Origin of the sequence: Nocardioides sp. (genome assembly GCF_036274455.1) — a bacterium.
Taxonomy (GTDB): Bacteria; Actinomycetota; Actinomycetes; order Propionibacteriales; family Nocardioidaceae; genus Nocardioides.
The window spans coordinates 1-26,322 of the sequence record NZ_DASUFR010000162.1 but is presented as its reverse complement, the minus strand read 5'-3'; the positions used below and the strand labels follow the sequence as shown (position 1 = coordinate 26,322).

The 26,322-nt window shown below is 70.3% G+C and carries 25 protein-coding genes and 1 tRNA gene; 16 read left to right on the top strand and 10 right to left on the bottom strand.

Annotated features, from left to right (window positions below; all coding sequences use genetic code 11):
* Together VFV89_RS16285 and VFV89_RS16280 are read left to right on the top strand one after the other, a co-directional pair.
* On the top strand, positions 1–181 hold a 181-nt coding region (locus VFV89_RS16285; RefSeq protein WP_329707008.1), incomplete at its 5' end, for a hypothetical protein.
* 529 nt (positions 182–710) lie between these two features.
* Positions 711–1,649 carry an EamA family transporter gene (locus VFV89_RS16280; RefSeq protein ID WP_329707007.1) on the top strand — a complete coding sequence of 313 codons (939 nt, stop codon included), beginning with the start codon at positions 711–713 and terminating at the stop codon, positions 1,647–1,649.
* A 544-nt stretch (positions 1,650–2,193) separates the two neighbouring features.
* On the opposite strand, the gene VFV89_RS16275 is transcribed toward VFV89_RS16280, so the two are convergent.
* Positions 2,194–2,535 carry a hypothetical protein gene (locus VFV89_RS16275; protein ID WP_329707006.1) on the bottom strand — a complete coding sequence of 114 codons (342 nt, stop codon included), beginning with the start codon at positions 2,533–2,535 and terminating at the stop codon, positions 2,194–2,196.
* 650 nt (positions 2,536–3,185) lie between these two features.
* Here VFV89_RS16275 and VFV89_RS16270 point away from each other — a divergent pair.
* Complete coding sequence (locus VFV89_RS16270; RefSeq protein WP_329707005.1) at positions 3,186–3,335, top strand: helix-turn-helix domain-containing protein; 150 nt, start codon at positions 3,186–3,188, stop codon at positions 3,333–3,335.
* Positions 3,335–4,426, top strand: coding sequence for a site-specific integrase (locus tag VFV89_RS16265; RefSeq protein ID WP_329707004.1), 1,092 nt, complete (start codon positions 3,335–3,337; stop codon positions 4,424–4,426). Before VFV89_RS16270 ends, VFV89_RS16265 begins: the two co-directional genes overlap by 1 nt.
* Positions 4,427–4,571: 145 nt before the next feature.
* On the opposite strand, the gene VFV89_RS16260 is transcribed toward VFV89_RS16265, so the two are convergent.
* From VFV89_RS16260 to VFV89_RS16245, 4 genes are all read right to left on the bottom strand, one after another.
* A tRNA-Lys gene (locus VFV89_RS16260) sits at positions 4,572–4,644 on the bottom strand.
* Positions 4,645–4,771: 127 nt separating this feature from the next.
* Entirely contained in the window at positions 4,772–5,122 is a 351-nt protein-coding gene (locus VFV89_RS16255; protein ID WP_329707003.1) for an STAS domain-containing protein, read from the bottom strand.
* Between the two features lie 367 nt (positions 5,123–5,489).
* Positions 5,490–6,143 (bottom strand): hypothetical protein, encoded by a 654-nt coding sequence (locus VFV89_RS16250; protein ID WP_329707002.1) that lies wholly within the window; start codon positions 6,141–6,143, stop codon positions 5,490–5,492.
* A 146-nt stretch (positions 6,144–6,289) separates the two neighbouring features.
* Entirely contained in the window at positions 6,290–9,208 is a 2,919-nt protein-coding gene (locus VFV89_RS16245; RefSeq protein ID WP_329707001.1) for an ATP-binding protein, read from the bottom strand.
* A 170-nt stretch (positions 9,209–9,378) separates the two neighbouring features.
* On the opposite strand from VFV89_RS16245, the gene VFV89_RS16240 reads away from it, so the two are divergent.
* From VFV89_RS16240 to VFV89_RS16225, 4 genes are all read left to right on the top strand, one after another.
* Positions 9,379–10,170, top strand: coding sequence for a hypothetical protein (locus VFV89_RS16240; RefSeq protein ID WP_329707000.1), 792 nt, complete (start codon positions 9,379–9,381; stop codon positions 10,168–10,170).
* 5 nt (positions 10,171–10,175) lie between these two features.
* On the top strand, positions 10,176–11,600 hold the full coding sequence (locus tag VFV89_RS16235) for an NAD(P)/FAD-dependent oxidoreductase (protein WP_329706999.1): 1,425 nt from the start codon (positions 10,176–10,178) through the stop codon (positions 11,598–11,600).
* The gene (locus tag VFV89_RS16230; RefSeq protein ID WP_329706998.1) at positions 11,597–11,767 is read left to right on the top strand and encodes a hypothetical protein; all 171 of its coding nucleotides are present in this window, start codon (positions 11,597–11,599) and stop codon (positions 11,765–11,767) included. Before VFV89_RS16235 ends, VFV89_RS16230 begins: the two co-directional genes overlap by 4 nt.
* Positions 11,768–12,202: 435 nt before the next feature.
* On the top strand, positions 12,203–12,832 hold the full coding sequence (locus tag VFV89_RS16225) for a hypothetical protein (RefSeq protein ID WP_329706997.1): 630 nt from the start codon (positions 12,203–12,205) through the stop codon (positions 12,830–12,832).
* A 204-nt stretch (positions 12,833–13,036) separates the two neighbouring features.
* Here VFV89_RS16225 and VFV89_RS16220 read toward each other — a convergent pair whose 3' ends face one another.
* Complete coding sequence (locus tag VFV89_RS16220; RefSeq protein ID WP_329706996.1) at positions 13,037–14,440, bottom strand: right-handed parallel beta-helix repeat-containing protein; 1,404 nt, start codon at positions 14,438–14,440, stop codon at positions 13,037–13,039.
* Positions 14,441–15,062: 622 nt separating this feature from the next.
* Here VFV89_RS16220 and VFV89_RS16215 point away from each other — a divergent pair.
* Positions 15,063–15,266: a cold-shock protein gene (locus VFV89_RS16215; protein ID WP_028650227.1), complete on the top strand. Its 204-nt coding sequence runs from the start codon at positions 15,063–15,065 to the stop codon at positions 15,264–15,266.
* 190 nt (positions 15,267–15,456) lie between these two features.
* Positions 15,457–15,612 carry a hypothetical protein gene (locus VFV89_RS16210; protein ID WP_329706995.1) on the top strand — a complete coding sequence of 52 codons (156 nt, stop codon included), beginning with the start codon at positions 15,457–15,459 and terminating at the stop codon, positions 15,610–15,612.
* Between the two features lie 156 nt (positions 15,613–15,768).
* On the opposite strand, the gene VFV89_RS16205 is transcribed toward VFV89_RS16210, so the two are convergent.
* Positions 15,769–16,854 (bottom strand): hypothetical protein, encoded by a 1,086-nt coding sequence (locus VFV89_RS16205; RefSeq protein ID WP_329706994.1) that lies wholly within the window; start codon positions 16,852–16,854, stop codon positions 15,769–15,771.
* A 114-nt stretch (positions 16,855–16,968) separates the two neighbouring features.
* On the opposite strand from VFV89_RS16205, the gene VFV89_RS16200 reads away from it, so the two are divergent.
* From VFV89_RS16200 to VFV89_RS16175, 6 genes are all read left to right on the top strand, one after another.
* Positions 16,969–17,862 carry an NUDIX hydrolase gene (locus tag VFV89_RS16200; RefSeq protein WP_329706993.1) on the top strand — a complete coding sequence of 298 codons (894 nt, stop codon included), beginning with the start codon at positions 16,969–16,971 and terminating at the stop codon, positions 17,860–17,862.
* Positions 17,863–17,999: 137 nt separating this feature from the next.
* Complete coding sequence (pstS, locus tag VFV89_RS16195) at positions 18,000–19,151, top strand: phosphate ABC transporter substrate-binding protein PstS (RefSeq protein WP_329706992.1); 1,152 nt, start codon at positions 18,000–18,002, stop codon at positions 19,149–19,151.
* Between the two features lie 93 nt (positions 19,152–19,244).
* Positions 19,245–20,153 carry a phosphate ABC transporter permease subunit PstC gene (gene pstC / locus VFV89_RS16190; protein ID WP_329706991.1) on the top strand — a complete coding sequence of 303 codons (909 nt, stop codon included), beginning with the start codon at positions 19,245–19,247 and terminating at the stop codon, positions 20,151–20,153.
* Positions 20,150–21,250 (top strand): phosphate ABC transporter permease PstA, encoded by a 1,101-nt coding sequence (gene pstA / locus VFV89_RS16185; protein WP_329706990.1) that lies wholly within the window; start codon positions 20,150–20,152, stop codon positions 21,248–21,250. The genes pstC and pstA overlap by 4 nt, the downstream gene beginning before the upstream one ends.
* Before the next feature lie 50 nt (positions 21,251–21,300).
* Positions 21,301–22,080, top strand: a complete 780-nt coding sequence (gene pstB, locus VFV89_RS16180) for a phosphate ABC transporter ATP-binding protein PstB (protein ID WP_329706989.1) — start codon at positions 21,301–21,303, stop codon at positions 22,078–22,080.
* Between the two features lie 138 nt (positions 22,081–22,218).
* Positions 22,219–23,316 carry a hypothetical protein gene (locus tag VFV89_RS16175; RefSeq protein ID WP_329706988.1) on the top strand — a complete coding sequence of 366 codons (1,098 nt, stop codon included), beginning with the start codon at positions 22,219–22,221 and terminating at the stop codon, positions 23,314–23,316.
* A gap of 44 nt (positions 23,317–23,360) precedes the next feature.
* Here the strand turns inward: VFV89_RS16175 and VFV89_RS16170 are convergent, their stop codons facing one another.
* The 3 genes from VFV89_RS16170 to ppk1 form a co-directional block, all read right to left on the bottom strand.
* Positions 23,361–24,371 carry an inorganic phosphate transporter gene (locus tag VFV89_RS16170; RefSeq protein WP_329706987.1) on the bottom strand — a complete coding sequence of 337 codons (1,011 nt, stop codon included), beginning with the start codon at positions 24,369–24,371 and terminating at the stop codon, positions 23,361–23,363.
* 10 nt (positions 24,372–24,381) lie between these two features.
* Positions 24,382–24,999 (bottom strand): DUF47 domain-containing protein, encoded by a 618-nt coding sequence (locus VFV89_RS16165; protein WP_329706986.1) that lies wholly within the window; start codon positions 24,997–24,999, stop codon positions 24,382–24,384.
* A gap of 101 nt (positions 25,000–25,100) precedes the next feature.
* On the bottom strand, positions 25,101–26,322 hold a 1,222-nt coding region (ppk1, locus tag VFV89_RS16160), incomplete at its 5' end, for a polyphosphate kinase 1 (RefSeq protein ID WP_329706985.1).

Here is a 26,322-nt window from a genome sequence, read left to right as displayed (position 1 = left end):
CACGCCCCGACAGATCATGATCGTCGCGGAGCTGCCGAAGACCCGCTCGGGCAAGATCATGCGGCGGCTGCTGCGCGACGTGGCGGAGCACCGCGAGATCGGCGACGTCACGACGCTCGCCGACAGCTCGGTGATGGACCTCATCTCCGAGGGGCTCGAGTCCGGCAAGGCGGAGGACTAGTCCGAGCCTTGAGGGTCCGGGAGGCCGTCGGGGCAAACGGACAGGGGGTGTTCAGTGTCGTGGTTGTCGAGCATCGCGATCAGGACGATCCCGCTGTGTGGCGCTCAAAGGTTGAACCATGGAATACGACTGCCTCATCGAACACCTCGTCCAACGCGACCTTGACCTACTCATCGTCCACGGACGTGAGCATGAACCATGTCTAAGCCGATGGCACGCACGTCGGCAGGGTCGGGCGTTCGGAGCGCGAGGTCTGGCTGCTTGCTTAGCAGCATGTTTGGCGGGGAGGACGATGATGCCGAAGCGCGCTCCCGGCTCCGGGCGGCAGGCGACGACCGGTTCCCGATCGACACCAGCTGAGTGGCGAGGGGGAGCTTGGCTTCCCCGTTCGAGAACGCCGACGTCTTCGCAGTGCGACGGGACAACGAATCTGCCAGATTCCATCGACAATCGGCCAACATGTCTCGGGCGGCAATAACTCGACCCGCCCGGGCGGTTCGGTCCAGCAGAACCTGCACGAGGGAGCGCCATGGTGGGCATGCGGTCGAAGCTGGGACTGATCGTGGTGGCACTGGCGATCGTCTACGTGGTCTGGGGTTCGACCTATCTCGCCATTCGGGTCGCGGTCGAGGAGATGCCACCACTGCTCGGCATGGGCAGCCGGTTCCTCGTTGCTGGTGCGCTGCTGGCTGCCGTCCTCAGGTTCCGCGGCGTCGACCTGCGGGTCACACTCACCGAGCTCGCGGGTTCCGCTCTGCTCGGTCTGATGTTGCCCTTCCTCGGCAACGGCTTCGTCGCGGTCGGTGAGAGCCTCGGAGCGCCGAGCGGGGTCGCCGCGCTGCTGATCGCCGCGGTGCCGATCTTTGTCACGCTCTACCGGTTCCTCGCCGGCGACCGGCCGCGGCCATGGTCGGTGACCGGAGTGCTGCTGGGTTTCGGTGGTTTGGCTTGGCTCGTGCTCGGTGGGCGTGACCAGGGTGACGTACCTCTGCTCGGCGCTTGTTTCGTCGTGGCGGCGAGCGCGTTCTGGGCGTTCGGTTCGTGGGTGCAGCCAAGGCTGAGGCTGCCGCGCAGCGCCTTCGTGCTCACCGTCTACGAGATGTGGAGCGGCGGCGCCATGATGGCCGCCGCTGGTCTGCTGCACGGCGAGCGGCTGAGCCCGGGGGACTACGACTCGTCGACGTGGCTTGCGTGGGGGTACCTCGTTGTCGTCGGCTCGGTGGTTGCCTTCAGCGCCTACGTCTGGTTGCTCGCCAACGCCCCGATCGGCCTGGTCGCCACGTACGCCTACGTCAATCCCGTCGTCGCGGTGTTCCTCGGTTGGCTGATCCTGTCCGAGCCGATCACGAGTGCTGTGGTCGTCGGCGGACTCATCATCGTCGTCTCAGTCGCCATCGTGATCAGCGTCGAACGGCCGAGAAGGCGCGATGACGCTCCAGCCCTGGGCCTCGAACGCGAGGCGGCCTGATCCATCTCGGTTGGGCACTCGTCAGGCGCTTGACCCATCCACCGCCACCAGGCGAGACCTCATGCACCTGATCGCTGATCATCAGATGTCCTGGCGCACTCATGCCCCGCGAGACCGGAGCTGTGGAGGAGCCGGCGTCGTCGTGGGCGGAGCGACGCGGAAACTCGCACCCAATGTGACGGCGACTTCGGTCGCCCTGCCGGCTGCTCGATGCGTCCGGCACGCAGGGCAATGCTTCACCGCTGACGGACACTTGCTGCCACCACATGAGGTCCCCCGGGAGTACATCTGCGACCAGTTCCACGACTGGTAACGGTCTGCAGGGAACGGAAACCAGCCGCGCTTCGAGGCCTCCCACGAGGCCTCACGCCGAGCCCGCGATTGAGCCCGGCGGCCACTGAAGCGCGCCCCTTAGTGGGCGAAAGGCAGCAGGTCGCCTGCCCCCGTTGGGGACGTTGTCGCTACGGATGGCCTGCGTAGCTCCGGCCCTCGGGCAACTTGAAGAGCCGACTCACGCGCCCCGTAGAAGCGCGGGGCCGGCGCCTCAACGGGGTAGTGGGATGAGTCCGACGGGGCAGGACTTGGTGAGTTCGCGCACGGTGGCGGCGAGCTCTTTGGCGACGTGCATCGCCTCGCCGAGTGATCTCGGCCCGTCTCCGTTGCGTGTGAGGTCGAGGTGCACCCCGAGATCGTCTGGATCCAGGCTTCCGTCCACGAGTGAGGCGACGAAAGGCCTGATCGTCATGCAGGACGATGGGCCAAGGGCGTGCCGGTCGCCTCGGTGCACAACCCCGCCGTCATGGGCGGAAAGCTCCTCGATGTGCTGCTTCGGGGTCGCGATGCACCAACAGGGGCAGACGATGTTGGGCGGGACGCGGGTCTTCACGATGTACGTGTCGGTGCCCGTGGTGGGTTCGCTGCTCTGTGCTCAGTCGAGTCCGGCTTCTGGGATGCTCTGGTCACGGTGTGCGTGCCTCCGTTGCACGTTGTGCCGAGGCCTCGGGTCGGTGTTGCACCACCGGTCCGGGGCCGCTCTCGTTGCCGAGGATCCACCGCTGCCCACCGTCAACCAAACCTGGTTGTGGAGAACGGCTCTGTCTCCACAGGCTCGGCATCCACAGTTGCGCAGAGTCGTGATGACCTGTGCGGTGGGGAGGTGGCAGAGGGATACCTGGCGCCGACTCAGCGTCGGCGTCTGGCTCGCGCCCCTCGTGTCGACGTTCATGGCCAGCGCGCACCGCTAGATCGGCTCTCGGTTCTGCCGAGTCGAGCCAGGCCAAGCGGGTCCACCACCCCGACTCGTGGTCGTGAGACATCAACTGTGGCTGGCCCCGTCCGTTCTCCCCTCGTTCGCGTTGCCTCTTGACTCATGCGAGTTGCCGTCGAACCCAGGGAGAAGAGATGAAGCGATCCGCTGCCCAGGCCGAGCCGGGTCCCGACCAGCTGCCGTTGTGGCCCGAGCCGCGACCCCAGCAACCTGCCGGGGCGCGGCAACCTCGCTTGGGGGATGAGGATCGCCTGTGGAGCATCAAGGACGTGGGTCAGTTCCTGGGTGTCCCCGTCGCGACGATCTACCAGTGGCGAGTTCGCGGTGAGGGGCCGCCGGCCACCAAGCTGGGCAAGCACCTGCGTTACGAGCCGGGGGTGGTCCGCGCCTGGGTGAGTGAGCACCGGGAGGGCGCCTGATGGTCAGCGTGGTGCGGGATGGGAACAGCGGGAGCTGGCTGGCGCGTTGGCGCGATCCGAGCGGCCGGCAGCGGAAGAAGTCGTTCGCGCGGAAGACCGATGCTCAACGCTGGGTGGACCAGATGCAGGCGGCGCGGCACCGCGGCCAGTACATCGACCCGCGCGCGGCCACGGTCCGCATTGAGGACATCGCCGGCACGTGGGAGACCGGGCTGATCCACCTCAAGGAGTCCACTGCCTTTCGCTACCGCGGTGTCCTGCGGCTGCACGTGCTCCCCAGGTTCGGCAGCTGGCAGCTGAACGTACTCCGGCGCTCGGACATCCAGGCCTGGGTGAGCGATCTGGTGAGCGCCGGACTCGCACCAGGAACCGTGCGGCAGTGCCACCGCGTCCTGTCATTGCTGATCGACTCAGCCGTTGCCGACGGCCGTCTGGCGGCCAACCCGGCCCACGGCGTCAAGCTGCCGCGCTTGCGTCGTGGTGAGCCACGCTTCCTGAGCCCCAGTGAGGTCACTGCCTTGATCGCGGCCGCAGGCGAGCACGGTCTCTCGGTCGCAGTGCTGGCCCTTTGCGGCCTCAGGTTCGGTGAGCTGGCCGCCCTGCGCGTGCGCGACGTCGACCTCCCGCGTCGCCGACTCACCATCGCAGGGTCGGTGACCGAGGTCGGCGGTCGCACCGTTTGGTCGGACCCCAAGTCGCACCGGGTGCGTTCGGTGCCCTTCTCGGCCTCCCTGACGCCGTTTGTCGAGGACCGGACCCGGGGTCGCTTGCCAGACGACCTGCTGATCACCTCCCCAGAAGGCTCCGTCTTACGCCTCCGTAACTGGCGTACCCGTGTCTTCGACCCGGCGGCCCGAGCGATCGGCCGCACCGACATCACGCCTCACGACCTGCGACACACCGCGGCGAGCCTGGCCATCAAGTCGGGAGCCAACGTCAAGGCGGTCCAGCAGATGCTCGGCCACGCCTCGGCAGCCATGACCCTCGACGTCTACGCCGGTCTGTTCCCCGACGATCTCGACGCGGTCGGTGCAGCGCTCGGAGAGCTCGTGCACACCCCGTCCATCCCGCCACCAAGGTCGGCTCACTGATGCACGCTTCGATGTCGATGGCTGCCGTAGGTGCTCGACCCTGCTGAATTCCGTGTGCCATTTCTGTGCCATTTCGCGCCACCAAGGGGCCGCCGCACCACGCTGTCGCTCCGTGAACAGGGCTCTGACCTGCGGAAACATTGGGTAGGCCCTGTCGGGCTCGAACCGACGACCAGCGGATTAAAAGTCCGATGCTCTACCAACTGAGCTAAGGGCCCGGGCCATGGGGGCTTCAACTGGGAGATCCCAACGAAGGACCCTGGTGGGGTTCACCCCTCAAGCCGCGCGCCAGTGTATGCCGAGCGGGAGTCGCGACCGTGAGTCGCCTGTCGTGTCCCAGGACGGTCAGCCGTTGCTGGCCGTGGTGTAACCCAGGTCAGCACGCTCCCGGAGCAGACTGTCGAGGCCCACGATGTGAAGCAGACGCTGCACACACTCCGAGGTGCCCAGGATGGTGAGCGAGCCGTCGTCGGCTCGCAGGCGTCGATCCAGGCTGACCAGCAACCCGATCATGGAGGCGTCGCAGAAGGTGACGCGATTCATGTCCACTCGGAAGTCCCGGCATCCCTCGGCTACTGCTGTGTTGAACAGCCCGGTCAATGTCGAGGTCGTGGCGATGTCGCACTCACCGCTGACGTCTACGAGCGCGACAGGAGGATCGGTTCTGATCGACGCGTTGCCGAATCGCTGATACATCGTCGCTCCCGGTCGTGCACTTGTTGAGCAACCGGGAACGGAGTCGCCTTGGGTGGCTTGTCGCGAGAAACTCTCGGCTCGACTTTCCAGGCTACCCGTTCCAGGCCACTCGACTTCATCCTTAAGGGTGGTCTGCCCGCCGGGACCATCGACCGCAACGCGCCCCTGCCACTGGTCACGGGCTGGGTGGGTTCGGGGGCGTTGAGGTTCTCGCCAAGGCCCGGGGGGTCAGGGTATTGGTCCGGAGAATCCGCGGGACAACCACGCGTGGGCTCCGCTCGATCCGCCGACGGCGGGACGGGTCCAACGACCCGTCCCGCCGCCTGCCCCCCCTGCGGTGTGCGACTCGACGCCGCGTCCGGTCGGCTCAGCTGCCGATCTGGCCGAGCGGACCGTCGCCCGGAGCGAACTCTCGGGTGCTGAGCACCTGCACACCGGCGTTGTGCTCGCCGTTGAACGGCGTCACGGCGGTCCCGCAGCCGGCGGCCGTGGCGTCCGCCGGGGAGTTGAACCACAGGCCCAGGTGGAACTGGTGCACCGGCGCGGTCGCGGGGTTGGCGCTGGCGTCGGCGATCGGCGAGGTGTGCCGGACCGGTGCCGGGGCGACCCCGGGAGCGACCGAGAAGGTCTCCTCGTTGAACCGGCCGATGAACGTGCCCTCGGCCTTGCCGTACTTGTCGGTCTCGAGGTCGCCCTGGTACCACGCCATCCCGAAGGGCGCGTCGGGCACCTGGATGACGAACAGGTCGTACTCCGTCTTCGGCAGCAGCCCCTTGGCCTCGATGTCCATCTGTTCGGCGCCCTCGAGCTTGGTGATCTTGACCTTGGCCCTGGCGTGCGGCAGGCAGCCCGTCGTGGCCGCGGCGGTCGAGCGCACCATGGCGAACCTCGCGTCCGGGTGGCTGTGGTGACGGGCCGCAGTCGAGTGGCCGGTGTCGGCGAAGCCGACGGCGCCGAGGGCGCCCAGCGCGAGGGCACCCGCCGAGACGAGACCGGCGGCGAGGGTGGTGGTGTTCTTCATGCTTCCTCCTGATGAGTGATCTGACGCCAGGAGGCTGCTGGTCCGTCGGGGACCACGGCATCGGACGCGCACCTCAGATCCACGCCGCGGCGCCTTAGATCTTCCGGTGAGCTCCTCAGGCAGGGTCGAGGCAGCAGCTCCACGTCTCAGGCGGTCACGCCCAGCCGGTGCGCGATCCGCGCCGCCTCCTGGCGCCCGGAGACGTCCAGCTTGCGCAGGATGTTCGAGACGTGTACCGATGCCGTCTTCGAGCTGATCACCAGCTCCTCGGCGATCTCGCGGTTCGACCGGCCCGCGGCCAGCGCGACGAGGACCTGCCGCTCCCGCTCGGTGAGGCCGTACGCCGCGAGCGGGTCACCGGCCGCGTCGCCGGCGGGCATCTGGGAGGCCGGCGGCAGGAGGTCGATCCGGTACCAGCGCGCGAGCGTCTCCACCTCGTCGACCAGCCGGACGGCGCCCAGTGATCGTGCAGCGTCGTGGGCGGCCCGCAGCGCGGCGACCGCCTCCGCGTCGACGCCGGCGCCCAGCCTCGCCTCTGCCTCACGCCATCGTGCGTACGCCGAGAGGAACCGCCGGCGCACCTCGGTCCAGGCGTCTGCCGAGCCCGCCCACAGCTCCGCCGCGGGCTGCTCGTCCAGCCGGGCCAGCTCCGCGCTGAGCCACAGCTGCTGGGCGTGGCCCTGGGGCATGGCACCTGTCGACCGGTGCCGGGAGACCGCGGTGCGCGCGTCGAGCAGCCGCTCGCGCTGGTCGGCCCGCCGGACACGTGAGCGGTGGTCGCGGTGCACCGCCGCCTGGTCGGCGAGGGCGCGGAGCCCCAACGCCACCAGGGTGCCCGCGAACGCCTCGTCGTCGGTGCCGGCCACCAGCTCCAGTCCTTCCAGGACGAGGTCGTGGGCGGCCTCCGGGCGTTGCGCCCACAGCTCGATCTCGGCGGCGGTCTCGATGACCTCCCGGACCCACCCCACGGGCGCGCTCTCCGACTCGACGATCAGCCGCGCCTGCTCGCACCGCTCCCACGCCGTGGTCAGGTCGCCGTTGATGAGGGCGAGCTCTGCCCCCAGCCGGAGCAGCGGTGCGGCCTGGATGCCTCGCGGGTGACGGGACAGGGCGTCGGCGACCAGCTCGCCGGCCTCCTCGAGCCGCCCAGCCTCCGCGAGCTGCTCGCTCACGTTGTTCAGCAGCAGGCTGCCCTGCTGACGCTCCTGCCCGACCCGCGTGAGCTCCACGATGCCGATCCGGCCGAGCTCGACGTTCTCCTCGAGCCGTCCGGCCATGCCGAGGACGTGGCTCAGGTTCACATACGCCGAACCGAGGTCCTGCGGGTCCTGCACCTCGCGGGCGATCTCGAGCGCCGTCCTCAGCAGCTCGACGGCCCGGTCGAGGTCGCCGCGGAACCCGGCCGTGGTGCCCTGGGCATTGCGTGCCACGCCCTCCTCCCGGCGGGCGCCCACGTCGGTGGCGATCCGCAGCGCCTCGGCCGCGAGCAGCTCGGCCTCGTCGAAGCGTGACCAGCCGACCGCCTGGAGTGCCATCTCCCCGCGCACCCGCGCGGCACGCACGCTGCGCTCACCCGCCGGCAGCAGCGCGAGCGCATCGCGGAAGGCCGCCTCGGCCGCCGCTCCGTCGCCGCCTCGGAAGTGGATGGCGCCGATCCGGGCCGCCGCCTCGGCCCGGGTGGTGGGATCGGTGGCCTCCGCCCGCACCCGGTCCAGCAGGGCGAGCGCCCGCTCGCTCTCCCCGGCGAGGTTGGCCGCGTCCGCGGCCTTGAGACGGACCTGCACCAGGTCGAGGTCGTTGGGGACCTCCTCGACCAGCTCGAGCACCCGCTCGTACGCCGCGTGCGCGTCGGCGAAGGCCTGCAGCCGGACGTAGATCCCTCCCGCCCGCACCGATGCGGTCAGGGCGCGGGGCAGGTCGCCCGCCCGGTGCCAGTGCCGGGCCATCTCGCCGACCACGGCGGGCGCGCGGTCCTCGATCTCGGCCAGCGCCTCGGCAGCGCCGAGGTGCAGGCGGATCCGCTCGCGGGGCATCAGCTCGCCGTCGACGACCTCGCGGAACGCCGGATGGTGGAAGTCCACGCGGAGGTCGGGCCGCAGCTCGGCGACGTGGGCGGCCAGCGCCGGCCGGAGCGCCTCGTCGAGCCCCTCCTCCGAGACCCCCAGCGTCCGCGCGAGGACCGGAAGCGTGGTGGGCCTGCCGAGCACCGCTGCCCCACCCAGGGCCCGCCTGGTCTCCTCCGGCAACTCGGCGACGCGCGTGTGGAGCAGCTCCTGCAGGGTGTCGGGGAGCGGCGCGTCGTCGTCGACGAGCGCGAGCTGCTCGACGAAGAGCGGGTTGCCGGCCGAGCGGGCCACGAGTGCGTCCAGCCGCTCGGCCGGCCGGCCGCCGCGCAGCTGTGCGACGAGCTCGGCCACCTCGGCGTGGTCGAGCCGGCCGACCGGCAGCCGGGTCACCGGCCAGTGGCGGCCGAGCTCGGCCAGCCAGCGTGAGACCCGGGCGTCGTCGGCGGTGTCGGTGCGCAGGGTGAGGACGACCAGCACCCGCTCGTCGGTGAAGTTGGTGGCGAGGAAGGCCAGGAGGTCCAGGGTGGAGCGGTCCGCCCACTGCACGTCCTCGACAACGTGCACGACGGGACGGACCGCACTGAGCCGGCCGAGCAGCGCCAGCACGGCCTGGAAGAGGCGCAGCCGGGACGCCGCTCCCGATCCGGCTGCCTCGCCCGTCCCGGTCTCGTCGATGTCGGCACTGCCACCGGGCAGCAGCCGGGCCAGGACCGGGGAGCGCTGGACCTCCTGGCGGACCAGGGCCGAGCCGCCGCGCAGGGCCTGCGTCAGCGCGGCGTACGGCAGCGGCTCGCCGACGACCGGCACGCAGGCGCCGGCGAAGACCTCCGCGTCCACGGTCGCGAGGAACTCCTTGACCAGCCGGGTCTTGCCCACGCCGAGCTCTCCGGCCACGAGGACCGCGGTGGGCTCGCCCTCCGTGGCCCGCGCCAGCGCGGCGTGCAGCGTGCGGAGGTGGTCCCCGCGACCCACCATCCGAGCGCCCGAGGCGTCGGACATCTGGTCATCATGCTCTCCCGACCGCCCCGAGGGCCTCACCCATTTCGCGTAGTAGCGCCGGTCTGAGGAGGGGGCGCTGCGGATCTGAGGTGCCTTCCCCATGCGCAGCGGGTCACCCGTTGCCTAGCGTCACCGCCAATCTGCAGGACCCACTCCCGGAAGGCAGCACCATGACCCGGAGCACCACGCCCGCCACCGCCGTACGCCGCCAACGCCTCGGCACCTCACTCGTCACCACCGGCCTGCTGGTGGCCGGCCTTACGACCAGTGCCGGTGCCGTCGTCGAACCGGGCACGCCGGCCAAGGACGTCACGGTCGGCTTCGACAATGACAACGCGGCCAACCCGTTGATCCAGCCGCCCGGCGTGGCTGCCAAGCTGCACATGGACAACACCGACGTGCTCTTCGGCCGCGACAACGACGACCTGCTCATCGGCAACCTCGGCAGCGACACCCTGCTCGGCGGGAACGACGACGACATCCTGGTCGGCGGGCCCGACCACGGCACCCAGCCCAGCAGCGACGTGCTCGTGGGTGACGACGGCGACGACATCGCCGTCTGGGCGCCCGGCGACGGCAACGACGCGTTCGCCGGCAACGAGGACAAGGACGCGATGATCTTCGCGCCGCTCGTGACCGACGCCAGCGGCTCGCTGCTGCTCACCCGCGCGCACGGCCGCAAGATCCCGCACGTCGACATCGACCGCCAGCCCGGCACCTGCACGGTCGTGCCGGTCCCGGACTCGGCGAACCTCGGGTTCCAGTTCCTGGTCAGGTTCAACGTCGACAACGTGCCGGTCGCGTCGGTCCGCCAGAAGGACGTGGAGAAGGTCTACTGCCCCAGCCCGACCCCCGGCACCGCCCTGCTGGCCCGGCTCGACGGCAACCACCCGGAGACGTTCCACACCGTCCGCCTGCACCACATCCGCGGGACCGTCGGCGACATCCTCGCGCCCAGGTGAGAGCGGTGACTGCCTCCGTCAGGCGCGCCGGCGCGCCGCGCCATGGGGTCGTCGTCGGCGGCAGCATCGCCGGCCTGCTGGCTGCGCGGGCCTTGGTCGACCACGTGGAGCGGGTGACCGTCCTGGACCGTGACGACCTGCCCCGCGCGCCGGTCACCCGTGGCGGCGTCCCGCAGGGCCGGCACGTGCACGGCCTGCTCGACCGCGGGCGCGAGCTGCTCGAGGGCTGGTTCCCCGGTCTGACCGACGACCTGGTCGCACAGGGGGCGCGGCTCGGCGACCCGGGGGAGACCGGGGTGTGGTGCTTCCGCCCCGAACCGCTCGCCCCTTCCTCGACCGGGATGCAGGCGCTCCTGGTCAGCCGTCCCCTGCTCGAGTGGTACGTCCGGCTCCGGCTGCTCCAGGACGGGCGGGTCGAGATCCGCGAGGACAGCTCGGTGCTCGACGTGGCCTTCTCGCAGGACGAGACCCGGATCGTCGGCGTCGTCGTGGCCGACCGCGACGGCGGCACCCCGGCGCTCGTACCGGCGCAGCTCGTCGTGGACGCGTCCGGTCGCAACTCGCGCACGACCGAGTGGCTCGAGCGGCGCGGGTACTTCGCGCCACCCGAGGAGGTGCGACGGATAGACAAGAGGTACGCGACCCATCGCGTCCGACCCGTCGGCGACGGGGCCGCGCCACTGGCCGTCGCCGTCGCGGCCCGACCCGGCGTCCCACGGAGCGGGATCATGCTCGCGCAGGAGAAGGGTGAGTACGTCGTCTCGCTCGTGGGCCGGGGCGGGGTCCAGCCCCCGCTCGCCTGGCCGGAGTTCGTCTCCTTCGCCCGCACGCTGGCCGCTCCTGCGCTCGCCGACGCCCTGGCCGGGATGCGGCCCCTGGACGCGGGTGCGACGTACCGCTTCCCCGCCAACCGGCGCCGGCGCTGGGAGCGCGCTGCGCGGCTCCCCGAGGGACTCGTGGTCACCGGCGACGCGTTCTGCGTCTTCGACCCCGTCTTCGGGCAGGGGATGACGGTGGCCGCGATCGAGGCGGCGGCGCTCGGCCGCTGCCTGGCCGAGGGCGGTGACCGGCTGGCCGAACGGTTCCACGGTGCCGCGGCCGACGTCGTCGACAACCCGTGGACGATCGCCGTCGGTGGCACCCCTGACGAGCACGGTGGCGTGCCGTTCCCGGAGCGCGTGATCAAGGGCTACCTCGACCGATACCTGCAGGCAGCCTCGTCCGCGCCGGACCTCGCGGCGGCGTTCCTCCGGGTCAGCCATCTCCACGGCAGCCCCCGCGAGCTGCTCGCCCCCCGCCGGGCCCTGCGCGTGGCGACCGTCCTCGCCCGCGATGCCCTGCGACCCACCGCCCGCACACACCGCGGCATTGCCGCGCCGCACCGTCCGGCGCCTCCCGGCGCCAACGTCCCGATCGGAGAAGCCAGATGAGAACGTTCTACTGCCGGTGCGGCCAGCCGCTCACCATGGTCGCGGCCGGGCTCCCCGGCACGCCCCTCCAGGTGTCCGACGAGGCTGTCGCCCGGGTGCTCCACGAGGCCCTGGACCGCCACCTGCCGCACTGCCCGGCCGAGGAGCTGGAGGCCGAGGCCTCCTGACCCCTCCGCGTCGACACGACCGCCCCTGACCAGTCCTGAGCAGGTCAGGGGCGGTTCCACGCGCGGGTCCGGCCGGCTGGGTCTGGCCGGCTAAGTCGGGTCCGGTCGGATCTGAGGAGGCATCACGCGGCGGCTGAGGTGTCCGACCGATGTGGCGGACGGGGTGCTCGCCCGAGGGTGACGTGCACGTCGCCGACCGGCGGCAGTACGCCGAAGGAGCAGCACCATGGCCACCACCGCGAGCCACCGCCGTCAACGGGGACCGGACCACCGCGCTCCCCGTCCGTGTCTCTGCGTCAGGGCGGAGCGGCCGCTGACCTGCGAGTGCGGTCAGGCGCTGGACACGTGCCCGGCGCGGTCCTGCCCACGCTGCGGCGCCAGCGTGGTGGCGGGTGCCGTCGTGCGTCGCCCACCCTGCCCGGCGGGTCTGAACCCGTGAGCGGCGCCGCGCCGGTGTTCGGCCTGCTGGCCGGGCTGGCCGCCGTGGCGTGCACGGTGCCGTACGTGCGCGACACGCTGCGGCGTACGACGGTCCCGCACCGCGGCTCCTGGCTCATCTGGGGTGTGCTCGAGGTGGTGGCGGTCGAGGCCCAACGGGCCGACGGCGCCCGGTGGAGCCTGGTTCCGCTGGTCGCCCAGTGCGTCGGCACCTGTCTGGTGTTCGGGCTGTCGGTCCGGCTGGGGAGCGGCGGGCTGAGCCGCGGCGACCTCGCGCTGCTCTCGCTCGCCGGTCTCGGTGTCGCCGGCTGGCAGGCCGTCGACAGGCCGGTCGTCGCCACCACCTGCGTCATCACCGCCGACCTCGCCGCTGCCCTGATGATGCTGCCGAAGACCTGGTGTGACCCGCGCTCGGAGACCCTGTCCACCTACGCGCTCGCCGCCGCCTCGGGCGCCCTGGCGGTGGGTGCGGTGGGGACGCTGTCCGTGCAGCTGCTGATGTACCCCGTGTACTTCGTGGGGGTCAACGCGGCGCTCTCCGTCGTGATCGTCCACCGGCGCGGAGCCCTCGAGCGCCTCGTCGCCGGCCCCGCGGAGCCCCGGCCTGGTGTGCTGGCCGTCCGTTGACGGCGACAGCTCCCGCGGGGAGACGAGAACGGCCCGGTCCCCCTGGACCGGGCCGTTCGATGGGCCTCGGCTCCTGCCGCCCCCGGGCCGGCAGCAGGAGTCGAGGTCCGGCTGCGAGACGTGGTGTGTCCCGCAGCAGGCGGGAGCCGAGGCTCCCAACCGAGCCCGGGGAACCCCGACCCCTTGGGGTCCCCCGGGCTGGTCTCAGTCGAGGCGAGCCACCTCCCGGTGCCTGACCCCGTGTCCGTGTCCGCGCACCTGGCCGTGCCATGTCGCCGGGTGCGGGTTGGTCTGGTCGCTGTGGTGCGCGAGCGGGTGGTGGTGCGCGCCGTGGTGCCGCTTGCGCTTCGGGCGGACCTCGTAGGCGCCGATGTCGGTGCCTCGCTTGCCGTCGCCGTTGCCGTCGACGCCGACCCGGCGGCCGTCGAGGTCCTTCTTCATCACGCTGCGGCGGCCGGTGTCGACCAGCGGGCTGCGCGAGGTCGGGACGAGCTGACGACCGCGGAAGCGCGGGTCGGCGTACCGGTCGCCCGGCAGGAGGTGCAGCCCGCCCATCGAGCCGCGCCAGTAGACGTTGTTGCCGCCGCTCATCGAGCCGTCGAGGTAGCCGATCCGGCCGGCCACGTCGAGCACGTTGTTGTAGAGCATCAACAGGTTGTCGGTGCAGCCGGCGTAGCAGGAGAAGCCGAGCGAGTTCGCGCCCGTCAGCTTCACCGAGTTGTTCACCGCGACCGTGCCGGTGACCGGGCCGAAGTAGTCCGACGAACCGCGGGTGATGAGGAACTCGGTGTCGCGCAGGTTCGAGGTCACCAGGTTGTAGGCGAAGGTGTTGTTGGCCGAGCGGCTGTTGCCGAGCTCGGTGAAGGTCCGGTTGTTGCTGGCGGTGTTGTGGTGCACCAGGGTGCCGACGCCGCCGTAGATCTCGACCGCCGAACCGTCGGTCCCGAAGTCCGGGGACGGCGCCCAGTTGTCGGTGATCGTGTTGTAGGCGACCTCGGTGTCGTCGCCCTGCACGACCATGCCCACCGCACCCCAGTCGTCGAACGCGCCGGGGGTGTTGGGTGCCATCCGGTCGTTGTGGTGCAGGTAGTTGCGGACGACCTTGGTGTTCCGCGCGTGCTCGCCGACGTCGATGCCCTGGACGTTGTGGGTGGCCTCGACGTTGGAGATCACGTTGCCGACGCCGTCGGTCCAGATGCCGTTGACGGTGCAGTACTGCACGGTGAGGTCGGTCATCGTGACGTAGGACCCGCCCACCTCGAGGCAGTCCCCGGTCACGACCGGCTTGCTGCCCGAGCCGTAGGCGCCGATGGTGATCGGGCTGCCTGCCGTGCCGGACCTCCAGACCGCGAGCTTGCCCGAGAACGACGCGCCTCGCTGGAGCAGCACCTGGTCACCCGGGTTGAGCGGGAGGTTCGACGCGCGGCCCAGGGTCTGGATCGGCGTGCTGGGTGAGGTGCCGTTGTTGGCGTCGGAACCGGTGGGGGAGACGTAGTACGTCGTGGCTCCGGCGGCCTCAGCGGCCGGCGAGGGGAGTGCCAGCGAGGCGCCGCCAGCCACCACGGCGAGCACCGCCAGCCGGGTGGTGATGCTGTGCTTCTTGGACACGGGGGCCATCCAGGGGTCGCGGTCCGTCGTCCGTGTGCCGTCGGGGGAACGGCCGGGGGTCACGTCCGGCGGGCCTGGTGGGGGGTCCGTGACCTCGGGGGTAGGTCACGTCCTGAAGGCTCGCTCGCCGGTAACCACGCCACCGGCGTTCCTCGGCTCTTCATCCGATCGATGGGGGCCTGGTCATTTCGGACTAGTCCGTTCGGACTACGCGTTTGTGACAGAAGTGCTGCTCTGAGGCGGTTGTGACTGATGTGGCGAGGCCCGGTACAGACCATGGGACCGCGGCAGCCGGCGAAGATCCACAGAACGGTGACAGCGCCCGTCTGCGCACCCGCGGCGGCCCGTCCCGTCGTCACCCGGCGGACACGTCGGCGTCGTCCACGTGCCGCCCGCGGTGTCCGAGAAGTCGTCGCCGATGGGTTTCGTCGGGGCGATGTCTTGGTAATGTCTCCGCCAGCAACAGGTGCAACATCCAGCTGGTCTGACGCCGGTGGGGTTTTGGGACCAACGGCGTTTCTGCTTGTAGGGCTTCCTGCAGGTCGGGAGCGGCGAGTCACCGCATCTATTGCGGGGCCGTCGAGTGGGCGGCCTCACGCCCCGACTAAGGAGTAATCGAGCAATGGCTCAGGGCACCGTGAAGTGGTTCAACGCCGAGAAGGGCTTCGGCTTCATCGCACAGGAGGACGGCGGCGACGACGTCTTCGTGCACTACTCGGCAATCCAGTCGCAGGGATACAAGTCCCTGGACGAGAACCAGAAGGTCGAGTTCGACGTCACCCAGGGCCCGAAGGGCCCGCAGGCGGAGAACGTCCGCCCTCTCTGAGGACCACAGTCGGAAGGCCCCACCCGCACGGGTGGGGTCTTCTGCGTGTCCGGGTGGTACGCCCACCACCCGTTCGGATCACTGTCCGGCGTGACGGTGGCCACTACGCTAGAGCAGACAGGCGCGTCCGGGGCGCCGCGCGCCCCCGGGCGACTCCTGGGCGAGGCGACGAGCAAGGAAGGAGTCCGGCGTGCACGACCAGTTCGACGTGACGCTCGAGGACGCCGACCTGCTCGGCGAGGTGGAGCTCACCACCAACCTGATCATCGCGGCCAGCGAGGCCGACGAGCACCTCAGCACCGAGGAGATCGACCGGATCCTCGGCGTCCGCCCGAGCCGGTCCTGATCCCGAGGACCCCGCGCCAGATCGACCCCTTCGGGTGGTGCCGTGCCAGTCGGCGCGCGGTTACCTCCGGACATGCTGACTCCGCGCTGGTGGCAACGGCTCCGTCTCCTCGTCGCCCACCTGGTCAGCGTCGTCTGAGGCCGAGCCCCCGCGGCACTAGCAAGTGGCGAACAGCACCGGGCCGGTCGACAGGTCGGAGAGCACCGGGCTGTGGTCGACGGGGGTCAGCTGCATCGTCAGCACGTCGCCGTCGGCCTCGACCTTGCCCAGCTCGAACCGGTCACTGAAGTCGCCGCCCTGACCGGGAGCCGGCCCGGCCGCCAGCCGGGCGCGGCTGTCGGCGTTGCGTCGCGCCTGGTCGCCGGACTCGAAAGCCATGGCAACCAGCACCCGGCGGTCCGGTTGGACCGCCATCGCGAAGGCGGTGATCGGGTCGACGGGTCCGGCGGCCGCGACCAGCTGGTCGGCGGTGCTCTGGTCGTCCGGGTCGGCCTGCGCCATCGCGAGCGACTTGCAGGCGAAGTCGCCGGTGTAGATCTCCGCCGACAGTGGCTCGTCCACCGCACCCGCCACCGCGCGTACGCCGTCATCGTCCAGGTCGTCGTCCAGCTGGGCCACGGCGTCGCGCAGGTAGGGGCCGCTGTCGCTGGCCAGGAGGAGGTGGCGGTCGCCGTCCAGGGCGAGGTACTGGAACTGGGGTGACAGGCTTCCGCCGTTGCCGGCGGAGATGCTCGAGACCAGCTCCTCGCCGCCGTCCCAGACGCCGTCGTCGGAGTCCGGCCGCTGGTAGCCGAGCCCCTCGAACCCGTCGGCGAGCCGGCCCACGTCGAGGCTGTCCGGCAGCCCCGCGATCAGCACCGAGCCGGTGCTGCTCTGCGCGAGCAGCTCCCAGTCCACGTCGGCCGGCGAGAAGCCGAACGCCTGCTGCAGCACCCCCGCCGACTCGACCATGGCCGAGCCCGGCGTGAGGTCCGCGTCGTAGCCGTCGGAGAGGAGCTGCTCCACGTCCTCGACGGAGGAGTGGTCGTCGAGGTGGGCGCCGAGCTCACGGCGTACGCCGGCCCAGTCGGTCCACGAGAACCGTGCCGTCCCGGGCGGTGCGTAGGCCAGCGCGCGCTCGAGGTCGGTGCGGTGGCTCTGCTGCCACCACCGGACCCCGGCCACGACGCCGGTGGTCACGAGCACCAGTGCCAGGGCGGCCCCGGCGACCACGGCCAGTCGGCGGCTCCACGGCTGCGCCAACCGGGTCTCCTCCTCGTCACCTGTTGATGTGACACTAGCCAACATGTGTTTCCGGGGATCCCCGACGAGTCGTCCGTGCGCGCCGCGCACTGACTCGACGAGATCGGTGGGGTAATGGCGTCGCGCTCCGGACGCGCGCGCGAGGTCGTCTCGGCAGGGGCGGTGGTCCTCGGACCCGGCAACGACGTGCTGCTCGTGCACCGGCCCAAGTACGACGACTGGTCATTCCCCAAGGGGAAGCTCGACCGCGGAGAGCACCCGACCAGCGCGGCCGTGCGCGAGGTCGAGGAGGAGACCGGCGTTCACATCCGGCTGGGCGTGCCACTGCACAGCCAGCACTACCCGGTCCGCGCCGGGACCAAGCTCGTGCACTACTGGATCGGCCGCGCGGTGGGCGACGGGGACGTGAGCGGCTACCAGCCGAACTCCGAGATCGACGAGGTTGCCTGGTTCCCGATCGACAAGGCACGCCGGCGCCTCACCTACGAGTTCGACAGGGAGACCCTGGACGAGGCGCTGCGGCAGGCGCGCAAGACCCGGACCCTGCTGATCCTCCGGCACACCCAGGCCCGATCCCGCAAGGCCTGGCGGTCCGACGACCGCGAGCGGCCGCTGCTGGCGACCGGCAAGCACCAGGCGGAGCGGCTGGTGCCGATCCTGGCGGCCTACGACGTCCGCCGCCTGCTCAGCTCGAGCAGCACCCGCTGCGTCCAGACGCTCGAGCCGTACGCCGCGACCACCGGCCGCAAGCTGCGCACCGACCACCTGCTCAGCGAGGAGGACGCGAGCAAGAAGGTGGTCCGTGCCCTGGTGACCGGGATGGTCGACGACCTGCACGAGCGGCCGGCCTCGGCCGGCGCGCTGGTGGTCTGCACGCACCGTCCGGTGCTGCCCTGGGTCTTCGACGCGGCCGCGATCGAGGACCCGGGTCTCGCGCCGGGCGAGCTGGTCGTGCTGCACCTGCGCAAGCACCGGATCGTGGCGACGGAGCGACACCGGGTCCGCTGACGCGTCGTCCCGGCCCCGTACGGCTGCCATGAGACGGACCGACTCCGTTCATGCGCCGTTCACTCGCGCCGACAGGCCCGGACACCTCGCGTGCCTACGTTCACGCCGTAAGTCCCGAGAAGAGTCAGGAGATAGGTGTGAAGAGCACGCTCGTAAGTGGACGCAACCTCCGCCGTGGGGTCGTGCCCGTGGTCGCTGCGCTCGCCCTGGCGCTCACCGCGTGCGGTGACGACAGCGACAGCGCCAACACCAGTGCCAGTGGTGGGGGTGGCTCCGGTGGCGACGTCTCGGGCCTGAGCGGCACGCTGAACGGCGGCGGGTCGTCGGCCCAGCAGTCGGCCCAGGCTGCGTGGACCGCCGGCTTCCAGGGCCAGGCGAGCGGGGTGACGGTCAACTACGATCCGGTCGGCTCCGGGACCGGGCGGACGAACTTCCTCTCGAAGGCCTACCACTTCGCCGGCTCCGACTCGGCGCTGAGCGACGACGACTCCGCCGGCCCCTCCGAGGTCGACCAGGCCAAGGAGCGCTGCGGAGGCGAGGCCGCCATCGAGGTGCCCGTCTATGTCAGCCCGATCGCGGTCGTCTTCAACGTCTCGGGTGTCGACAGCCTGGACCTCGACCCGGCGACGTTGGCCCACATCTTCCAGGGCGACATCACCACGTGGAACGACCCGGCGATCGCAAGCCTGAACGACGGGGTGGACCTGCCCGACACCGCGATCACGCCGGTCCACCGCTCCGACGACTCCGGCACGACGGCGAACTTCACCGACTACCTGTCCAAGACCTCCGACGGTGCGTGGACCGCTGCCCCGGACGACACCTGGCCGACCAGCACCGGTGAGAAGGCCCAGGGCACCTCCGGCGTCGTGTCCGCGGTGAAGGGCGGCGATGGCACGATCGGGTACGCCGACTTCAGCCAGACCGCGGGCATGAGCACCGTGGCGATCAAGGTCGGCGACAGCTTCAACCAGCCGAGCGCCGAGGGCGCTGCCGACGTGCTCGCCGGCTCCCCGCCGCCGGAGGGGCGCGACCCGGTCGACATGGCCATCTCGGTCGACCGCACCATCGACGACGCGAACGCCTACCCGCTCTTGCTGGCGTCGTACGAGATCGCCTGCCAGCACTACGACGACGCCAACACCGCGGCGCTGGTGAAGGGCTACCTGTCCTACATGGTCAGCGACGAGGGCCAGCAGGCGGCCGCCGCCCAGGCAGGCTCGGCTCCGCTCGACTCCGAGCTGGCCGCCCGGGCGCAGGACATCGTCTCCAAGATCTCCGGAAGCTGACCTCCGGACGGCGCTGTGACCACCAGGGGTCCGACAACACTGACGACACCAGGGCCGGGGCTGCCGATCCCGCCGGACGAGGACGGCGGGTCGATGGACTCGCGCCGGCGGGGCGACAGGATCTTCGCCGGCCTGTCCCGCGCCGCCGGCCTCACCATCATGCTGGCCCTGGCCGGCGTGTTCGTGTTCCTCGCCGTCGAGGGGATCCCGGGCATCTCGCAGCCGGCCCACAACTACGCCCCGAAGGACGGCTTCTGGCCCTACGTCGGTTCCTTGCTGTTCGGCACGGTGCTGGCGGCGGTCATCGCGCTCGTCATCGCCGTACCGTTCTCGATCGGGGTGGCGCTGTTCATCGCGTTCTACGCGCCGCGACGGATCGCCGCACCGGTCGCCTACGTGATCGACCTCCTCGCCGCGGTCCCGTCGGTGATCTTCGGTCTCTGGGGCGCGTTCACCCTCGCCAGGCACCTCACGCCGATCTACCAGTGGCTCTACGAGCACGCGAGCTGGATCCCGTTCTTCGCGGGGCCCCCGTCCGCCACCGGCCGGACGATGCTGACCGCCGGCATCGTGCTGGCCATCATGATCCTGCCGATCATCACCGCGATCAGCCGCGAGATCTTCGCCCAGACCCCGCGCCTGCACCGCGAGGCCGCGATGGCGCTCGGGGCGACGAGGTGGGAGATGGTGCGGCTCACGGTCTTCCCCTACGCGCGCTCGGGGATCGTCTCCGCGGTCATGCTCGGGCTGGGCCGCGCACTGGGCGAGACGATGGCCGTCGCCATCGTCCTGTCGGCCAGCCCGCTGGTGACGCTGAACCTGATCAGCACCGACAACCCGGCCACCATCGCCTCCAACATCGCCACGAGCTTCGCCGAGGCGACGCCGGAGAAGCTCCATGTCCTGATCGCGACGGGTCTCGCGCTGTTCGCGCTGACCTTCGTCGTCAACTTCACCGCCCGGGCGATCGTCGGGCGCGCGGAGCGGAGGTTCTCGGCATGACCACGACGATCGAGCGCCCCCCGGCACCGGAGACCTGGCAGTCGCTCTCCCTGACGCAGGCGAAGCTGCCCCGGTGGGCACCGGCTCTCGTCGGCGTCCTCGCGCTCGCCGCCGGCGCCCTCCTCGCCGTCCTCCTCGGCTGGGGCATCGTGGCCGCCGTCGTGCTCGCCGGACTGGTCCACGTCGTCGCGCTGCCGGGCTGGTCGCTCGTCGTCGAGAACCGCCGCGCCGCCACCGACCGGCTGATGACCGCGCTGGTCTGGGGCTGCTTCGCCGCCGCGATGGTGCCGCTGGTCTGGCTGCTCTACATCGTCGTCGACGAGGGCCTTGATGGAATCACCCTCGACTTCCTGACCAACGACTCGCACAACCCGCTCGCACCCGATGTGGGCATCGCCCACGCGCTCGTCGGGACCTTGCTGGTGACCCTGATCGCGGCCGTCATCTCGGTGCCCATCGGCATCATGTCCGCGATCTTCCTCGTCGAGTACGGCAAGAAGAGCCGGCTCGCCCGGGCCATCACCTTCCTCGTGGACGTGATGACCGGCATCCCGTCGATCGTGGCCGGCCTGTTCGCGCTGTCGCTGTTCGTGCTGATCCTCGGTCCGGCGATCAGGTTCGGCTTCGGCGGCTCGGTCGCGCTCTCGCTGCTGATGATCCCGATCGTGGTCCGGTCGACCGAGGAGATGCTGCGGCTGGTCCCCGACGACCTCCGCGAGGCGTCGTACGCGCTGGGCGTCCCCAAGTGGCGCACGATCGTGAAGGTGGTCCTGCCGACCGCGCTCGGCGGCATCATCACCGGCGTCACGCTCGCGACGGCGCGGGTGATCGGCGAGACCGCGCCGCTGCTCGTGGTCTGCGGCGCGACCAACACGATGAACCTGAACCCGTTCAGCGGCCGGATGATGACCCTGCCGGTCTACATCTTCTACTCCTTCACCCAGCCCGGCGTGGTGCCGCGCAGCGCCCCGCCCGGCACCGACCCGCCCGGGATCGCCCGCGCCTGGGCCGCCTCCCTCGTCCTGATCGTGCTGGTCCTGCTGCTGAACCTCGTGGCGCGCGTCATCGGCAGGGTCTTCGCCGTTCCGACCAAGTAGTCGTGCCACTCCTGATGCAGCACCTCGTGGGCAAGAAAGGCTGACCGGCCATGGCCAAGAGCATCGACGTCTCCGACCTCGACATCTACTACGGCGACTTCCTCGCCGTGCAGGGCGTCAACATGACCATCCGGGCCAGGGCGGTGACGGCGTTCATCGGCCCGTCCGGCTGCGGCAAGTCGACCTTCCTGCGCTCGCTGAACCGGATGCACGAGGTGATCCCGGGCGCCCGGGTGGACGGCAAGATCGTCGTCGACGGACAGGACCTCTACGAGCCGGCCGTCGACCCGGTCGCCGTACGCCGCCAGATCGGGATGGTCTTCCAGCGACCCAACCCGTTCCCCACGATGTCGGTCTACGACAACGTGCTGGCGGGGAACCGGCTCAACTCCAAGCGCATCAAGAAGGAGCAGGCCGACACGATCGTCGAGAGGTCGCTGCGCCGAGCGAACCTCTGGACCGAGGTCAAGGACCGGCTCGGCAAGCCCGGCATGGGTCTCTCGGGTGGGCAGCAGCAGCGGCTCTGCATCGCCCGGGCGATCGCCGTCGAGCCGCAGGTGCTGCTGATGGACGAGCCGTGCTCGGCCCTCGACCCGATCTCCACCTCGGCCATCGAGGACCTGATCCACGAGCTCAAGGCCGAGTACACCATCGTGATCGTCACCCACAACATGCAGCAGGCCGCCCGGGTCTCCGACGACACCGGCTTCTTCAACCTCAAGGCGGCCGGCCGGCCCGGTCACCTCGTCGAGTTCAACCCGACGAAGAAGATGTTCAGCAACCCCGACAACGACGCCACCGAGGCCTACATCTCGGGCCGCTTCGGCTGAGTCCCACGGTCGGATAGTCCCAGACCTTCCCAACCGGCCGCCCACTCACGAGAGGTTGGAAACGGCTGGGACTATCCCGGCGGGGCCCCCTGTGGACAGAGCTGCTGACGGCGACCTGTCCTGGGAATGACCCCGTGCATGATCTCGGAGCTCGGCCGTCAGCACGGCGTCGTACTGCCGGTGCGCGTTGACCCGACCGGGCGGGCCGGGCCGACGTGGCGTGACGTGGCCGGACCGGAGTGGAGGCGTCCGGTTCGCGGACGGTACGTCGAGTCGTCGGTGCCGCTCACCGCTGCCCAGCGGATCGCGGAAGTGGGCGTGCTGCTGCCACCCAGGGCCTGTGTCACCGGATGGGGGTCGTTGAGCTGGCGAGACGGCTGGTGGTTCAGCGGGAAGACGTCTTCTGGCGCGGAACGACCGATCCAGCTGGCGATGCCGCGGAGCCTTCTGAAGGTGCAACCGGCCTTCACCGTCTGCACCGAGCGGTGGGACCACCGCGAGCTCGAGGTGGTCGACGGGCTCCAGGTCGCCTCGGCCGTCAGGTCGGTCTGCTTCGAGATGCGCTATGCGTCGTGCTTGGAACACGCTCTGGCCGCACTCGAGATGGCTTGCTTCCACGACCTGGTGTCCATCGACGAGGCCAGCTCGTGGATCGACATGCATCCGAGCTACACCGGGATCGAGCAGGCTCGTCAGGCGCGGGACCTCGCCGATGAGAACGCATGGTCGCCCATGGAGCATCACCTGCGTCGGTGCTGGCTGCCCGACGTCCGGATCCTGCTCTGCAACCACCCGGTGTTCGACCTTCGTGGCCGGCACATCGGGACCCCTGATGTGATCGACCCCCGGACCGGAGTGTTGGGCGAGTACGACGGCGGCCTCCACCTCCAAGGGGCCCGCCGCGCGAGGGACATCAGGCGCGAACACGACTTCCGCGTCCATGGGCTCGAGCCTGTGACGATGCTGTCCGAGGACGCCTTCAACCCGGGGCCGTTCAAGTTCCGGCTACGGGCGGCGTACCAGCGAGCTGAGCAGACGCCTGTCTCCGAACGGCGCTGGACCTTGCAGCTGCCCGACTGGTGGGTCTCCACCTTCACCGTCGAGCAGCGTCGCGCCCTCACCGAGAGCCAGCGCCGGACCTGGCTGAGGAACCGCCGACCTCCAGACGACTCTGGCGGCCCCGACGACTCCGACGGAGGGATAGTCCCCGACCTTCCCAACACGCCGCCCGCCTGAACGATGTTGGAAACGTCTGGGACTTTCCCGCCAAGTGGGACCGGCTAGGGAAGCCGGAACACCTGGTGCAGGACGACGTAGAGCAGGGCGGCGGCGGAGCCGGCCGCGGGGAAGGTGAGGATCCAGGCGGTGACGATCGAGCGGGCCACGCCCCACCGGACGGCGGAGAAGCGCTTGGTGGCGCCGGCGCCCATGATCGCCGAGGTGATGGTGTGGGTGGTCGAGATCGGGGCCTCGAAGACGAACGCCGTGGTGTAGAGGACGATCGTGCCGGCGGTCTCGGCGGAGAAGCCCCGGGCCGGGTCGAGGTGGATGATCCGGCGGCCCAGGGTGCGCATGATCCGCCAGCCGCCGGAGTAGGTGCCGAACGAGATCGCCGCCGCCGACGAGATCACGATCCACAGCGGCAGCTCCTCCTGGGTGGTGGAGTAGTAGCCGGCCGTGGTCACGGCCAGGAAGATCACGCCCATGGTCTTCTGGGCGTCCTGGAGGCCGTGGCCGAGGGCAAGCCCGGCCGCGGAGAGCGTCTGGAGCATCCGGAAGCCGCGGTAGACCTTGTGCGGGTTGCGGCGCCGGAAGATCCACATGATCGCCAGCATGATCAGGAAGGCCAGCACGAAGCCGACGAAGGGCGAGGCCACCATCGGGATGACGACCTTGTCGATGATCGTCTGCCACTCGACCGTGACGCCGCCGGCCAGCCCCGCACCTACCAGGCCGCCGATCAGCGCGTGGGAGGACGACGACGGCAGGCCGAAGTACCACGTGATGAGGTTCCAGGTGATCGCCCCCAGCAGCCCGGCCAGCACGATGACCAGCCCGTGGGTCTCCGAGACACCGTTGATGGTGAGCACCGACTGGACCGTCTTGGCGACCTCCTGGCCGAGCAGGGCTCCGACGAAGTTCATCACCGCGGCCAGGATCAGCGCGATGCGCGGGGTCAGCGCCCGGGTCGAGACCGAGGTGGCGATCGCGTTCGCCGCGTCGTGGAAGCCGTTGGTGTAGTCGAAGGCAAGTGCAACGACCACGACCGTGACGACGATCGCGAGCTCCATGGGCGAGGGCTCAGCTCTCCTTGACGGCGATCTGCTCGACGATGTTGGCGACGTTCTCGAACTTGTCGATCGCCCGCTCGAGCGCCTCGACGATGTCCTTGAGCTTGAGCACCTCGATCGTCTTGAACTCACCCGAGAAGAGCTTGGCGAGCATCCGGCGGTGGTTCTTGTCACCGGTGTTCTCGAGCCGGTTGACCTCGATCCAGTACTCCTCGAGCTTCTGCGGCGTCTGCAGCCCCGGCATCGCGGCCGCGGTCAGCTCGGCGCACCGCTGGAGCACCTCGACCTGCTGCGAGAGCTCGGTCGGCAGCACCCGCACCTCGTAGAGCAGGATGAGGTCGACGACCTCGTCCATCATGTCCATGACGTCGTCGAGCCCGGAGCCCAGCCGGTAGATGTCCTCGCGGTCGAACGGCGTCACGAACGTCGTGTTCACCCGCTTGAACAGTGCGTGCGTGGTCTCGTCGGCCTCGTGCTCGGCCTGCCGCATCCGGGCCGCGACGTCCTCGTGGTCGGCCGTCTCGCTGAGCATCTCCGACAGCAGCGCGGCCCCGGTGACCAGGTGCTGCGCGGACTCGGTGAAGAGGTCGTAGAACCCCGTGTCGACCGGGCGGAATCGCAGTGCCACTGACTACTCCTGGCGTGACGGCGGTCAGGTCGGGGGCCGGGTTCTGTGGCCGCCCGACAGCCTAGGGGGTGCCCGGGCGACGGGCACAAGTCAGGGGCCGCTCACCCGCCCGTACGCCGCCTGCGGTGGCGCTCGATCAGCGCTTCCTGATAGGCCGTCCGGCCGCCGTTCTGCACCCAGTCGCCGTCCCTGCGCAGCTCCCAGGCGAACGTGTCCCGGTCGAAGGCGAGGTCGAGCATCTCGCTCACCTCGTCGACCAGCCTCGGGTCCGGGAGCCGCACGAGCACCTCCACGCGCCGGTCGAGGTTGCGGTGCATCATGTCTGCCGACCCGATCCAGGCCTCCGGCTCCCCGCCGTTGTCGAACCAGTAGACCCGGCTGTGCTCGAGGAAGCGGCCGAGGATCGACCGCACCTCGATCGTCTCCGAGAGCCCCGGAACCCCGGGTCGCAGCGCGCAGATAGCGCGCGTCAGGAGCTGCACCTGGATCCCCTCCTGCGCGGCGAGGTAGAGCGCGTCGATCACGGCCTCGTCGACCAGGGAGTTCATCTTCATCCGGATCCGGGCCGGCCGGCCGGCGCGGTGGTGCTCGATCTCGCGGTGGATCCGCTCCACGAGCCCGGTGCGCACCGAGTCGGGGGCCACCAGCAGCTGCTCGTAGGACGGGTTGCGGGCGTAGCCGGACAGATTGTTGAACAGGTGTGCGACGTCCTCGCCGATCAGCTCGTTGGTGGTGAGCAGGCCGAGGTCCTCATACATCCGCGCGGTCTTGCCGTTGTAGTTGCCGGTCCCGATGTGGGTGTAGCGGCGGATCCCGTCGGGCTCGTCGCGCACCACCATCGCGAGCTTGCAGTGGGTCTTGAGCCCGACCAGGCCGTAGACGACGTGGCAGCCGGCCTGCTCCAGCTTGCGCGCCCAGCGGATGTTCGCCTCCTCGTCGAAGCGGGCCTTGATCTCCACGATCACCAGCACCTGCTTGCCGAGCTCCGCGGCGTCGATGAGGGCGTCGATGATCGGGCTGTCGCCCGAGGTGCGGTAGAGCGTCTGCTTGATCGCGAGCACGTGGGGGTCGGCCGCGGCCTGCTCGATGAACCGCTGCACCGAGGTGCTGAACGAGTCGTAGGGGTGGTGCAGCAGCACGTCGCGCTGCCGCACCGCCGCGAAGATGTCGACCGGCGAGGCCGACTCGACCTCGGCCAGGTGGGCGTGCGTGGACGGCAGGAACGCGGGGTACTTCAGCTCCGCCCGGTCCAGGTCGGCGATGTCGTGCAGCCCGCGGAGGTCGAGGGGACCGGGGACCCGGACGACCTCGGCGGCGTTCATC